General features: G+C 61.0%; 11 protein-coding genes. 9 read left to right on the plus strand and 2 right to left on the minus strand.

What is annotated here, in order from left to right:
• Positions 1 to 207 precede the first annotated feature (207 nt).
• The 5 genes from DN745_RS01620 to kdd are packed head-to-tail and all read left to right on the plus strand — an operon-like array spanning position 208 to position 5,439.
• Complete coding sequence (locus DN745_RS01620; protein ID WP_111331539.1) at positions 208 to 1,137, plus strand: PPC domain-containing DNA-binding protein; 930 nt, start codon at positions 208 to 210, stop codon at positions 1,135 to 1,137.
• Between the two features lie 35 nt (positions 1,138 to 1,172).
• Positions 1,173 to 1,778: an NUDIX hydrolase gene (locus DN745_RS01625; protein WP_111331541.1), complete on the plus strand. Its 606-nt coding sequence runs from the start codon at positions 1,173 to 1,175 to the stop codon at positions 1,776 to 1,778.
• Entirely contained in the window at positions 1,775 to 3,013 is a 1,239-nt protein-coding gene (gene coaBC, locus DN745_RS01630; protein WP_111331543.1) for a bifunctional phosphopantothenoylcysteine decarboxylase/phosphopantothenate--cysteine ligase CoaBC, read from the plus strand. Before DN745_RS01625 ends, coaBC begins: the two co-directional genes overlap by 4 nt.
• Positions 3,010 to 4,368: a uracil-DNA glycosylase gene (locus DN745_RS01635; RefSeq protein ID WP_111331545.1), complete on the plus strand. Its 1,359-nt coding sequence runs from the start codon at positions 3,010 to 3,012 to the stop codon at positions 4,366 to 4,368. The genes coaBC and DN745_RS01635 overlap by 4 nt, the downstream gene beginning before the upstream one ends.
• Positions 4,369 to 4,395: 27 nt before the next feature.
• The gene (gene kdd, locus DN745_RS01640) at positions 4,396 to 5,439 is read left to right on the plus strand and encodes an L-erythro-3,5-diaminohexanoate dehydrogenase (RefSeq protein ID WP_111331547.1); all 1,044 of its coding nucleotides are present in this window, start codon (positions 4,396 to 4,398) and stop codon (positions 5,437 to 5,439) included.
• A 70-nt stretch (positions 5,440 to 5,509) separates the two neighbouring features.
• Here the strand turns inward: kdd and DN745_RS01645 are convergent, their stop codons facing one another.
• On the minus strand, positions 5,510 to 6,775 hold the full coding sequence (locus DN745_RS01645) for a hybrid sensor histidine kinase/response regulator (protein ID WP_111331549.1): 1,266 nt from the start codon (positions 6,773 to 6,775) through the stop codon (positions 5,510 to 5,512).
• Between the two features lie 294 nt (positions 6,776 to 7,069).
• Positions 7,070 to 9,091: an NAD-dependent DNA ligase LigA gene (ligA, locus tag DN745_RS01650; protein WP_162687388.1), complete on the minus strand. Its 2,022-nt coding sequence runs from the start codon at positions 9,089 to 9,091 to the stop codon at positions 7,070 to 7,072.
• A gap of 328 nt (positions 9,092 to 9,419) precedes the next feature.
• Between ligA and DN745_RS01655 the strand changes: the two genes are divergently transcribed.
• The 4 genes from DN745_RS01655 (at position 9,420) to sufD (ending at position 13,644) form a co-directional block, all read left to right on the plus strand.
• The gene (locus tag DN745_RS01655; RefSeq protein WP_111331553.1) at positions 9,420 to 9,926 is read left to right on the plus strand and encodes an RrF2 family transcriptional regulator; all 507 of its coding nucleotides are present in this window, start codon (positions 9,420 to 9,422) and stop codon (positions 9,924 to 9,926) included.
• Between the two features lie 78 nt (positions 9,927 to 10,004).
• On the plus strand, positions 10,005 to 11,462 hold the full coding sequence (sufB, locus tag DN745_RS01660) for a Fe-S cluster assembly protein SufB (RefSeq protein WP_111331555.1): 1,458 nt from the start codon (positions 10,005 to 10,007) through the stop codon (positions 11,460 to 11,462).
• A 64-nt stretch (positions 11,463 to 11,526) separates the two neighbouring features.
• A complete protein-coding gene (sufC, locus tag DN745_RS01665) occupies positions 11,527 to 12,282 on the plus strand; it encodes a Fe-S cluster assembly ATPase SufC (protein WP_111331557.1) in 756 nt (251 codons plus the stop codon).
• Between the two features lie 30 nt (positions 12,283 to 12,312).
• Positions 12,313 to 13,644: a Fe-S cluster assembly protein SufD gene (sufD, locus tag DN745_RS01670; protein ID WP_111331559.1), complete on the plus strand. Its 1,332-nt coding sequence runs from the start codon at positions 12,313 to 12,315 to the stop codon at positions 13,642 to 13,644.
• Positions 13,645 to 13,647: the final 3 nt, after the last annotated feature.

Here is a 13,647-nt window from a genome sequence, read left to right on the forward strand (position 1 = left end):
GTCAGCGCATCGGCGTTTCGTGGCAGCGGGGAACAACTTTTCGAGATGGAAGTTGCCGATCTGCCGTGTTGTGTGCAAGTTTGCCGCGGACGCGATTTGCTTGTCGAGCGCGGGCGCGAGGGCTTGAAAATTAGCCCCAAAGCCCGATAGGAACCGAGCATCACATCGCCGAGTTTTTCACTTCCACATCAACCCCCCGATAAGACTTTGATTTTTCAGGAAACGACACGAACGCGCCGGCTGGTCGGGCGCATCGAAGAAGGCGAAGAGTTTGTCAGCGCGATCACCAAGCTATGCCAAGAGCATGATGTGGGCGCTGGGCGGATCGAGGCGATTGGCTCTTTTTCCCAGGTAGAGTTGGCACGCTTTGACCCGGTGAGCGCAACCTATAAGGCGACGTTGAGCGCCGAGGGTTGCTTTGAGTTAATCTCGTTGCAGGGCAATATTTCGAAATTAGGCGACGCCGTGGTGCCCCGCCTTGAATGCCTGCTCAGCGTCGAAGGGCCGGCTGGGGCGCAATTTGTGTCGGGGCAGTTGCGCTCGGCCAAGGCGATCTCCTGCGAGTTCGTGCTGGATATTTTTGAGGACCTGGCGATCGAGCGAAAGCTGGACCCGGAGACCGGGCGGCTGAAGATGCGCTCGATTACGCGCGTCGAGTTGCCCGCGCCCGCAGCGCCGGTGGCACCCGCGGCGGCGCCAGCGCGCGACGTTGCGCCGGCCGCCCCCGCGCCGCAAAAGGTCGCGCACAAGCCAGCGCCCCAGGCCGCGCCCGAGCCGGTGACGCAACCCGAGGCCACGCCCGCGCCCATCGCCGGCAAGGGATTGTCCTGGAAGGACGCGGTCGCCGAAACGGCAGCTCCGGAGCGCTCGAGCGCCCCGGGAGCCGGGGCCAAGCGCCCCAGCGCGACCGACCTCTACGCCGATGTCGACCTTGAAGAGCCGGCGATTCAGGCCGGTGATATCCTGGAGCATCCGAAGCTTGGGCGCTGCCGGGTCATCAAGATCGACGACGGTGAGTACGCCCATGTGCGTCTGCCGCGCGGCAGAATCCGTAAATTGTCGCTGGATATCGTGGATGTCGAGTTCGACCGCGATGAAGATGGCCGCAGCGTCTTCCGCGCGATCATCGGTCGGTGATTCATTCATGAGCTTATGATGGTTGCTTGAGCGCGATGCCAAAGATCGATCTAAATCCCGAATTGATTCGCCAGAGGTTGCAGCGGCTGAACGAAGAGCCGCTGCGACGCTGGCGGGTTGATCGCGATTCGGAGGAGAAAATCTTTTGGCAGTCCGCGGTGCTGGTGCCGCTTTGCGAGCGCGACGGCGAGCTTTATGTGCTCTTTACGGAGCGCTCCAAGCATCTTCGCAATCACGCCGGCGAGATCAGTTTTCCGGGAGGGCGCCGAGAGGAGGAAGACGCGACGTTGCTCCAGACGGCGCTGCGCGAGACCCACGAAGAGGTGGGGCTCGCGCCCAAATGCGTTCAAGTTTACGGGGCGTTGGCGAGTTTGCCGACGTACTCCGGGTTTGAGATTACCGCCTTTGTCGCCGAGTTTGACGCGAGCCGGGAGCTCATCGCTGACCCTGGTGAGATTCATTCCATCTTTGAGGCGCCGCTGTCGGCGCTTCGCGACCCGGCCCGCCATCGCATCGAAAGTCGCGAATATCATGGGCGAGCGTACCCTCTTCATTTCTACGATTTTGAAGGGCATATTATCTGGGGCGCGACCGGGTTGCTGCTGCATACGCTCTTGGAGTTTTTGGAGTTGTCGGCATGAATATTTTGTTGGGAGTTGGCGGGGGAATCGCGGCCTATAAGGCCTGTGAGATCGTGCGGGCGTTGCGAAAGCGCGGCGACTCGGTGCGCGTCATCATGACCCGCGGGGCCCAGGAATTTGTGCGCCCGCTGACGCTACAGGTCTTGTCCGAGAACCCGGTGGGCACCGAGATCTTCGACGCCACCTACGAGAGTGAGATCGGGCATATCGACCTGGCGCGCTGGGCCGATGTTGTCCTGGTGGCGCCGGCGACCGCGAATCTCATCGGCCGGTTGGCCGGCGGGCTGGCCGACGATCTTTTGAGCACGGTGATTCTGGCGACCCGCGCGCCCCTGGTGCTCGCGCCGTCGATGAATACCCAGATGTGGTTTCACCCCCTGGTGCAGCGAAATCTCGACATCTTGCGCGACACCGCCGGCTATCAGGTGATCACGCCGGACTCCGGCGAGCTTGCGTGCAAGGAGGTTGGGCCAGGGCGTTTGCCCGACGCGCCGGTGCTGCTGCAATATTTAGATCGTGCGGTCGCGCCGCAAATATTGGCCGGAAAGTCCGTGGTGATCAGCGCGGGGCCGACGCGCGAATATATCGACCCGGCCCGCTTTATCTCGAACCCGTCGAGCGGGCGCATGGGCTATGCCCTGGCGCGCGCGGCCTGGGTTGCGGGGGCCAAAGTTACGCTGGTGAGCGGCCCGACCGCTTTGTCGGTCCCACCGGGTGTGCGCGCCGTTCAGGTCACCAGCGCCCTGCAGATGCATCAAGCGGTGCTCGCCGAGGCGCCCGGCGCTGATTTTGTATGCATGTGCGCGGCCGTCGCGGATATCCGGCCGGCCGAGGCGTCGGCCCAAAAGCGCGCAAAATCCTCGCTGAATCTGACCCTCGAATTAGCCCAGAATCCCGATATACTCGCCGAACTTGGCGGGCTCTACGGAGCGTTGGCCAAGGGCTCGCAGGAGCCTGGCGGACCGTTTTTGATCGGCTTCGCGGCGGAGTCTCACGATGTGGTTGAGCGCGCTACAGCCAAGCGTCTGCGAAAGGGCGCGCATATGATCGTCGCCAATCAGATCGGCGGGGCGGCGTCGGCCTTTGGGGCGGAGTCCTCGAAGGTGACGATTATTTCGGCCGAAGACGCCCTTGATGTCGGCCCGGCTACCAAAGAAGAATTGGCCGTCGATATCTGGCGGGTCGCGGCGAATCTGGCGGGCGCACCGTCGAAGCTTGCAGTGGAAAAATCATGACCGAAGATCTCAATATCAGCTCGATCAGCGCGCGCGGTGAGCTTCACCGCGTCACTCGCACGCTTAAGCAATATTTGAAGTGGCAGCGGGCGAACGGCGCGATCGGGAGCGTGCCGGCGCCGCCGGCCGAGCGCGCGGCGTTCGAGGCGACCCAAAAAGCGCGGGAGCAGGCGAAGCTCGACAAGCTCAAGGCGGGGCTTCGTGGTCCGCAGGCCAGCGCGCCGACGCAGCCTCCGTCTTATGCGCCGCCGGCGGCCCCGCCGCGTGCGCCGGCGGCGCCAGACGCGCCGACCTCTGCCCCGTCGCCCCCCGAGCAGGGCGAGCGCAGCACCGGCAGCCCGGTCCCCACCAGCCGTTTTGCCAAGAAAGAACCCTCGGCGGCTCAACCCGCCCCGGATATTCTCGGCTCCTCGACCGCGACGCCGTGGAAGACCCTCGGAAGCCGGCCGGCCAAGCGTTTTCAGGGCCACGCTGCGGCGCCCGAAGCATCTGCGCCGACCCAAACTTCGGCACCTACGCCCGAGCGCGCCGCGCCCTCGCGACCCACGCCTCAGCGCGCCGCGCCGGCGCAATCGGCGCCTAATCCCTCTCAGAGTGAGCCACAGAATATGTCCGCTGACGAAGATGATATTTATTTGATGGACGGCGATGAGAGCGAGCTGGAGATGCCGTCGGATTATGACCCGGCGATGTTCTACGACGCGCCGCCGTCGCAGCCTGCGCCGCCCAAACCCGCGCCCGCGCTCCGCAAAGATCCAGCGAAGATGTCGAAGCCCGAGAAGCTCGCGTTTTTGCAGAATTATATGGGCGATTGTCGACGCTGCGGGCTCTGCGAGGGGCGAAAGTCGATCGTCTTTGGCGCGGGGAACCCCGACGCGCGTCTGGTCTTTGTGGCCGATGCGCCGAGCGCCTCCGATGACCAGGCGGGCTCGCCATTTGCCCAGTCCAGCGTCGCCGGCACGCCGGACGAATTGCTGGCGAAGATGGTCAAGGCGATGGGCTTAAGCCTCGACGACGTTTATCTATGCACCGTGCTTAAGTGCCGCCCGCCCGGCGACCGCCCGGGACAGCTCGACGAGGTTAAGGAATGTCAGCCCTTCTTATTTAAGCAGCTCGGCGTGATTGAACCCGAGGTCATCGTCGCCCTGGGCGGCTTCGCGACCAAGGTCATGAGCTTGGTAGATCCCTCGATTAAGCCGGCGCGTGGCCAATGGCAGACCTGGCGCGGAACGCCCTTGATGCCGACCTATCATCCGCGTGAATTGGTCGCCTCACAGGGGCGCCAGCAGGTCGATATGAAGCGCACGACCTGGCAGGACCTGCAATCGGTGATGGCAAAATTAGGTTTGAAATAATTTAATAACTTCGTGAGAGACAAGCGCATGGAATTTAAAAAAGGTGGGCATTTATACGGGTTGCATCGGGTCATCGAGCCGCAGGGTGTGCTGCCGCAGAGCTCGCTGAAGCTCGATAATAGCGCGCCGGCCTACGATAACGAGATCGTGGTCGAGGTGGAGACGCTCAATATCGACTCGGCGAGCTTCCACCAGATCATGGGCGAGGTTGGCCGCGATGAGGCCAAGGTCGCCGCGCGCATCGAGGAGATCGTCGCCCAGCGCGGGAAGATGCAAAATCCGGTCACCGGCAGTGGCGGAATGTTCATCGGCACGGTGCGCGGGCTCGGCCCGAATTATAAGGGCCCCGAGGGGCTTAAGGTCGGCGACCGCATCGCCTCTCTGGTGAGCCTGACCCTGACGCCGCTGCTGCTTGAGAGCGTCGACAAGGTCTACCTCGACGCCGACCAGGCCGACGTCACGGCCACTGCCTTCTTGTGGCCCAGCTCGCCGATCGTGCGCATGCCCGACGATATGTCGGCGCGCCTGGCGCTCTCGGTGCTCGACGTGTGTGGAGCGCCGGCTCAGACCGTTCGCCTGGCCGAAGGCGCCTCGCGGATGTTGGTCCTCGGGATGGGGAAATCCGGCATGATCTGCGCCGCGGCGGCTCGCGACGCGATGGGGCCCGACGGCGTCATCTGCGGGTATGACCTGCGCGATGGGAACCTCAGCGTCATGAAAGAAGAGGGCATCATCAACGATTTCCGCACCGGAAACGCGAAGAATCCCGCCCAGGTCCTCGAGCAGGTCTCTGAGATGATCGACGGCGGCCTCTTCGACGTGGTGATCAACACCTGCAATGTGGCCGACACCGAGATGTCGGCGATTCTTGCGTGCAAGGATCGCGGTCGGGTCTATTTCTTCAATATGGCGACCGACTTCTCGAAGGCGGCGCTGGGGTGTGAGGGGGTTGGCAAGGACGTCGACCTGCTCATCGGCAACGGCTACGCCCACGGCCACGCGCAGATGGCGCTTGAGCTGATCCGCGACTACCCGGCGGTGCGCGCTCAGATTGAGAAGCTCTTCTGCTGAGGGGGGATTTGATCGGTGGATGAGAGGCCACAGATTCGGCGCGACCGATGGGTTGCGCCGGGGCTGTGGCTCAGCTCAGAACCTTTGGGGTGTCCAGGGCGAGGTCGTTGACCAGCCCGTGGATTTGCTCGGGGTCGCGCGGCAGGCGCACGACAAAGCGTGACCCTTCGCCTTCGACGCTCTCGACGTGAATGCTGCCGGCGTGCATCTCCGCAAAGCGGCGCGCCACCGACAGCCCCAGCCCGATGCCGCGCTTGCCGAATTCGAAGCTGCCCGACGAGTGGTGCTTTGACTCGAAGGTGCTGAAAAACGAGTTGAAAATCTGGGAGACGTCTTCGTCCGAGATGCCGATGCCCTGGTCTTGGACCGAAAAAACGTAGGTCTCGGGCTCATCCGTGGCGGCCTCGACCGACAGGGTGATGGTCTGGCCATCGCGCGAGAATTTAATCGCGTTCATTAACAAATTCAGGAAGATATCGCTGAGCTTTTCGGGGTCCGCGTGGATCTGGGCGGGCTCCGAGGGCAGCGTCACCTTGAAGGTCTGATGACGCTTTTGCAAAAACGGCGAAATCTGCGTGTGTAATTCGTCGGCGAGGTCTTTGAGGGTCACCCATTCCAGGTTGAGGGTGGAGGTTGGGCCCTCGTCGGCCAGCATCTTGAAGATGCGGTTGGAGATGTTTTTAAGGCGCATCGCGCTGGTATCGATCCCCTCGATCGCCTTGCCCGTCAGGTCGCCACGCGCCCCGTCGAGCTCCTTTTTGAGCAAAAACACATAACCCAGAATGATCGCGATGGGGGTGTTAAGCTCGTGGCTGACGACCTCCATGAAGACATTCTTGACGCGGTCGAGGGTCTTCAGCTCCTCGTTGGCGATGCTGAGCAAGTTGAGCTGCTTTTCCATGCGCTCGTTGGCGCTCTGCAGCTGCTTGATCAGCGAGCGGCGCTCCTGGCGGTCGACATAATAATCGAAGGCCTGAGCGACGAAGAGGCGCAACTCCGCCGGCTTCCACGGCTTACTGATATAGCGATAGACGTGGCCCTGATTAATCGCGTCGATCACGTGGTCGATATTGCTATAGCCGGTGAAGAGGACGCGCACGATATCAGGGTGGGTCTTGTGCAACTCTTCGAGCAGCTCGATGCCCGACATGCTGGGCATGCGTTGGTCGCTCATGACGACCTGAATCGACTCACGCTGGACGATTTCAAGCGCCTCAGCCGCCGAGTTGGCGGTGAGGACTCGGTATTCCTTTCGGAAGAGTCGTTCGATGGCGTCGAGGATATCGGGCTCATCATCGACGACCAAAAAGGTGCGTTCTGGTGCGTTGCTAGCCATATAGGTTTAATGCTCTTTTCTTAACGTTATTGCTGAAGCCGCAAAGTTGATATCGCCTCAGGGTGACCGCTCGCCGTATTTTGACCGGCGCGCTTTTTATTCTTTTAACGACGAACCCCGCATCGTGAAGAAGTTAGGGGCGCCAATTAAATTGGAAATGCGCAAATTTAATATTCAGAACAGGCCGAAGCGTACCATAATTTAATGCCGGTGCAAGATGAAAATCTCAAAAGTTCGGCAACGCTTTGGTGCTCGACGATTTGCCGCCATATCCTAAAGAATCAGCGCGCCAGCTTACGCGTCGGCCGCGTCGACTAAGGCTAAGAAATCGGTTTCTTTGATGATCGAGATGGCGCTGCCCTCGCTATTATAGCGCTCGGCCTTCTTTAGTTTTCCGCTGCGCCAGCCGCCCTCGAATTTCTCGTAATCGGCGTCGCCGATGACCAGATAGTCCAATGATTTGAGCACCGAAGAGGGCGTGTCACCGCTGAGCGCGCGCACTCGCTTTTGCGCCTCCGAGCGCGTCATTGACTCCAGGGTGCCGGTGAAGAGAAACGAGCGTCCGGCGACCGGCGAGTCGCTGGGCGCATCGGCATCTGATTCGGACTTGGGCTCGGGGAAGACCAATTCGATCTTGGAGCGCAGCGATTCGATAAGCTCCGCTTTTTGCGCCAAGCCCTTGGTGACGTGCTCGGCGATGACCTCACCGATCGTTGGGATGGCGACCAATTCCTCGACGGGCACCGCGAGGATCGCGTCGAGGGAGGGGTAGGTCTCGACCAATAACTCGGAGACGTGGCGGCCGAGTTCGTTGATCCCGAGGGCGCGCAGAAAATGCTCAGCGCGCACGCGCCGGCGTTGGTCGATGCGCTCGAGCAGGGTGTCGGCGGTCTTGGTGCCGACGCGCTCCAGGCTGGTTAGCTCCTCGCGGGTGAGCGTGTAGAAGTCACTCGGGTCGCTGACCAACCCGCTATCATAGAGCTGTTCGAGCAGCTTCGGCCCCAGGCCCTTGATCTCCATATGGCTGGCGAAATGCTCGAGCTGGCGCACGCGCTCGGCGCGGCATCCTGGCAGATGGTCGGCGCAGAGGACGTCGGCCTCGCGATAGGTCGGGGCGCCGCATCCCGGGCATTCCGTCGGGATGGTCACCGGCTGCTCACCGGCTTCAATGATCTTCTCCAGATGCGGGATCACGCCGCCTCGCCGGGTCATCAGCACGCGCGAATTCAGGGTCAACCCTTGCTCGCCGCCCAAGGTCTCCATGATCGCCAGGTTATGCAGGCTCGCCCGGGTGACCACTGCGCCCGAGAGCGTCACCGGGTCGACGATGCCGACCGGGTTGATCGCGCCGGTGCGCGACACATTCCAATGAACCTCGCGCAGCGTGCTCTCGCCGAAGTCGCCCTGGAATTTATAGGCGATCGAATAGCGCGGGTGGTGGCCGGTATAGCCCAGGCGAAGTTGCTCTTCGCGCAGGTTGGCCCGGTAGACGACGCCGTCCATCTGGAAGTCTGCGTGCGCCTGAGAGGCGTCGATGCGCTCGAAATTCTGCTGCAATTCGTCTTTGGACACGATGGTAGAGCCGACCGGGTCGAACCCGAGCTCGGCGAGCCAGCGCATCTTCTCAAGCTCGGTGTCGAATTCAACGCCGAGCACATCATAGGCAAAAAAGCGGATGCCATAGGCCTTGGCGGCCTGGGCGTCCTTGAGCTTGAGCGCACCTGCGGTGAGGTTTCGCGGGTTGGCGTAGTCGGCCGCGAAGTCGGCGCGGAAGACCGACAGCGGCATATAGGCCTCGCCGCGCACCTCGATGCCCGCGGCGTCGACCTTATGGGGCACCCCGCCAACCTGCTTGGCGTTCTCGGTGATGAGTTCCCCGACGCGCCCGCTGCCGCGGGTCGCGGCGAGCAGCAATTCGCCGTTGGCGCCGTAGCGCACGCACATGGCCACGCCGTCGACCTTGGGGCTGACCAGCACGTCGCCCTCGAACTTATCGAACCACTTGAGCAGCGTCTCTTCGTCGTAGCATTTGTCCAGCGAGAGCATCGGCGGGTTATGCAGCACCTGGTGGGCGTCGTGGAGTGCGTCGGCCTGGACCGCCGCCTCTTCGAGCCCCGCGCCGGCCGGGCCGATCGCGGTGAGGATCGGGCTGTCCGGGGATTTTTGGCGCAGCGCCTCGACCAGGCGATCGAATTCGGGGTCGCTGATCTCGGCGTTATTCTCCACCCAATAGAGTCGATTGTGGTGGGCGACGGCGTCCTCGAGCTCGGACACGCTCAATTTGTCCCAGGAAGAAGAGGGTGGCAATTTACTCATGGTCGTCACATTGATCTTAAAAGGAATTTTTAGGGCTCCACTCGTGCGACCCATCTATAATATTTCGGCGCAGAGAAGCAATTAAATCTTGGCTCGCCTCGAACACGTCGTTTGGCTGATTTAGTCCGATAATCCGCGCTGGATGGGCGAAATAAGTGGGTTTAGGGGAAGAATAAGGGCGTCTGGTTGGTTAAGCCAGCGGGGCGGCGAAGTTGAAATTGTACAAAAAGGTATGATATTGCCCACGGGCTACTTGAAAGTCTACAAAATAGTATGCTAAACGCCGCAGCGAGGTTGGTCCAAGGTCGGTCCACGATGAGGTTTAAGGATGAAGATTACCGCAACTGAAGAGTATGGCCTGCGCTGTCTATTGCGCGTGGCGACCGCCACGGAGGATGCGCCGATTTCTGCCCAGACCATCGCCGAGTTGGAAGGGCTGAGCTTGCCGCATACCCAGAAGATGCTGCGCATCCTGTCCCAGGGCGGGTTGGTCGACTCCAAGCGCGGCGCCCACGGCGGCTACTACGCCGCGCGCCCGGCCGAAGAGGTCTCGGTGGGCGACGTGATGCGTGTTCTTGGTGGCTTTCTTGAGGTTGAGGAACTATGCGGGCGTCATACCGGCGAGCTGCAGATCTGCCGCCACGCCTGTGATTGCACGATCCGCCCGGTCTGGTCGCATATCTCCGAGTATGTGATGTCGACGATGGACCGGTTGCCGCTGAGCCTGCTCACCCAGAACGAAAAAGCGGTGCGCGACCACCTGTCGAATTTGGACCCTGCCGATTTAGATACAAAAGAGGATTCCACCATTTCATTCGTCGATATTCCGAGTTAGCGGGTCCAGTTGGACGCGTTTCCTTCGTGATTTTGACCAGTGAAGTCGATTTTATAGCACGACCCAATGAGGCCCAATATGAGTGCAGAAGCATCTGAGAAGAGAGAGATTAAGTCGATCATGGATAAACCCTACGAGTTCGGGTTTTCCGCAGATATCGAGGTGGACGAGCTGCCGCCCGGGCTTGATGAGGATGTGGTCCGCGCGATCTCTGCGCGCAAGGGTGAGCCGGAATTCTTGCTCGAGTTTCGCCTCAAGGCCTATCGGCACTGGTTGACGCTTGAGGAGCCCGAATGGGCAAACGTCACCTATAAAAAGCCCAACTTCGATGAGATCATCTTCTATTCGGCGCCCAAGAAGATGCCCAAGAAGAAGGCCAGCCTCGACGAGGTCGACCCGAAGATCCTCGAGATCTACGAGAAGCTCGGCGTGCCGATCAACGAGCAGAAGATGTTCCAAAACGTCGCGGTCGACGCGGTTTTTGATAGCGTCTCGGTGGTCACGACCTTTCAGGAAGAGCTCAAAGAAGCGGGCGTTATTTTCGCCTCGATCTCCGAGGCGGTCCACTCGCACCCCGAGATCGTCGAGAAATATCTGGGCACCGTGGTCCCCTATACCGACAACTTCTACGCGGCGCTCAACGCGGCGGTCTTCTCCGACGGCACGTTCGTCTACGTGCCCAAGGGCGTGAAATGCCCGATGGACCTGTCGACCTATTTCCGCATGAACGCCCAGCACACCGGCCAATTCGAGCGCACGCTGATCATCTGCGAAGATGACGCCACCGTGAGCTATTTGGAGGGCTGCACCGCGCCGCAATACGACGAGAATCAGCTCCACGCTGCCGTGGTCGAGCTGGTCGCGCATGACCGCGCCTCCATCAAATACTCCACGGTCCAGAACTGGTACGCGGGCGACGAAGAAGGCGTGGGCGGCATCTTTAACTTCGTGACCAAGCGCGGGCTTTGCGCCGGCGAGAGCTCCACGATTTCGTGGACTCAGGTCGAGACCGGCTCGGCGATCACCTGGAAATACCCGAGCTGCATTTTGCGCGGGGATAACTCGGTCGGCGAATTCTACTCGGTCGCGCTGACCAATAACCTGCAGCAGGCCGACACCGGCACGAAGATGATCCACATCGGCAAGAATACCCGCAGCAAGATCATCTCCAAGGGTATCTCGGCCGGCCACTCGCACAATAGCTACCGCGGTCAGGTCAAAGTGACCCCGAGCGCCGACAACGCGCGCAACTATTCGGAGTGCGACTCGATGCTCATCGGTGACCAGTGCGGCGCGCATACCTTCCCGTATCTGGACATCCAGAACCCGACCGCTCAGATCGAGCATGAGGCCAGCACCTCGCGCATCGGCGAAGAGCAGCTCTTTTATTTCAAGCAGCGCGGCATCGACGAAGAAGACGCCATCTCGATGATCATCAACGGCTTCTGCAAAGAGGTCTTCCACGAATTGCCGCTGGAATTTGCCGTTGAGGCGCGGGCGCTGCTCGGGCTCAAATTGGAAGGCAGCGTCGGTTAATCCGCCCAGGTCCTCGAAACTTTATAAACTTAGAAAATTTCAACCTTTTCAAGGGGTTCATATTATGTTGGAAGTCAAAAATCTACACGCTAGCGTTGAAGGCGTTCGCATCCTAAAGGGAATCAATTTCACGGTGAATCCGGGCGAGATCCACGCCATCATGGGACCCAACGGCAGCGGCAAGTCAACCTTCGCCAAGGTGCTCGCCGGGCACCCGGCCTATACCGTGACCAAGGGCGATATCCTCTATAAGGGCGAGTCGATCGTCGAAGAAGAGCCCGAAGACCGCGCGCGTCAGGGCATCTTCCTGGCGTTCCAATACCCGGTCGAGGTCCCGGGCGTGACCAACTCGGCGTTCCTTCGCCAGTCCTATAACTCGGTGGTCGAAGCCCGCGGCGGCGAGCGCATGGACCCGCTGGAGTTCGACGATTTCGTGCGTGAGAAGCTCAAAGTGGTCGATATGCCGGCCGCTAAGCTCGACCGTAGCGTCAACGTTGGCTTCTCGGGTGGTGAGAAAAAGCGTAACGAAATCCTGCAGATGGCGGTGCTTGACCCGTCGCTTGCGCTGCTCGACGAGACCGACTCCGGCCTGGATATCGACGCGCTTCGCACCGTCGCCAACGGCATCAACACGCTGCACCGCGAGGACAACGCCGTTGTCCTGGTCACCCACTATCAGCGCCTGCTCAACTATATCACGCCCGACTTCGTCCACGTCATGGTGAACGGTCAGATCGTGAAATCCGGCACCAAAGAGCTCGCCCTTGAGCTTGAGGAGCGCGGCTACGATTGGATTATCAACGAGTCCAAAGCCAGCTAAATCCACCTCCCTCGGGCGATAGGTAAAATTATGTCAGTCATTGAAAAAGATAATATTTCCAGGGCCTTCGCCGACGCCGTGCTTGGCGCGGACGCGGTGAGCTCGGCCGATGCCGCGCAGGCTGCGTTCAAGCAGCAGGCGACGGATCGGCTCACTCAACTCAGACTTCCGAGCGTAAAAGACGAGGATTGGCGCTACGTGCGGCTGAAGCCGCTGACCAATATCGACTTTGTGCCGGCCCACCAGGTCGAGGCGAAGATCACCGCCGAGACGGTCGCCGAATACGCGATCCCCGAGGCCGAAGGCCAGCGCCTGGTCTTCGTGAACGGGCAATACGCGCCGGAGTTCTCGGACGTATCCGTGCTCAGCACCCAGAAGGGCGTGCAGGGCGGTACGCTCAGCCAGGGCGGCGAGCTGCCGGCCGAGGTCGCCGAGAAGCTCGGCAACGTCGCGCATTATTATGAGGACGACTATTTCGCCAACCTCAACGGCGCCGGCTACGCCGACGGCGCGTATTTGGTCGTCGATAAAGAGACCTCGGTCGAGGGCGTGATTCAGCTGCTCTATCTGTCGAGCGAGTCGGCGCAGCCGTTCGCGGCGCACCCGCGCAACCTCATCGTCGTCGCCCAGGGCAGCAAGGCCACGGTCGTCGAGGATTATGTCGGCGCGCACCAGGGCGTGTATTTTAATAACGTCCTCAGCGAGATCTGCCTGGGCGAGAGCTCGACCTTGAACCACACGCGCGTGCAGCGTGACGGGCGCGCGGCCTATCATATCGCGCGCACCGCCATCGACCTGACGCGCGGGTCGACCTATAACTCGCAGAATATCTCGCTGGGCGCGCTCTTCTCGCGCTACGACGCCTACGGAAACGGCGACGCCGAGCAGATCAACTGCACCTTCGACGGGCTGGCGCTCATCGACGGCAAGCAGGTCTCGGACACCCACACCGCGATGGACCACCGCAAGCCCCACGGCGAGAGTCATCAGCTGCATAAGATGATCGTCGACGACGACGCCCACGCGGTCTTTAACGGCAAAGTCTTCGTGCGCCCGCAGGCCCAGATCATCGACGCCTATCAGCTCAACCGCACACTGCTCCTGGCCCCCAAGGCCAAGGTTAACGCGAAGCCGCAGCTTGAGATTTTCGCCGACGACGTCAAATGCACCCACGGCGCGACCATCGGTCAGCTCGACGAGGACCAGCTCTTCTATCTGAAGAGCCGCGGCCTGTCCGAAGCCGAAGCCCGCGACCTGCTGGTCTACGCGTTTGCCGCCGAGGTCATCGAGTTTATCCCGGTGGAATCGCTCAAGCACGCGCTCGAAGAGCAGGTTTCCCAGCGAACGTCGAAGAACGACTAGGAA

It is taken from the genome of Bradymonas sediminis, assembly GCF_003258315.1.
In the GTDB taxonomy this organism is placed as follows: domain Bacteria; phylum Myxococcota_A; class Bradymonadia; order Bradymonadales; family Bradymonadaceae; genus Bradymonas; species Bradymonas sediminis.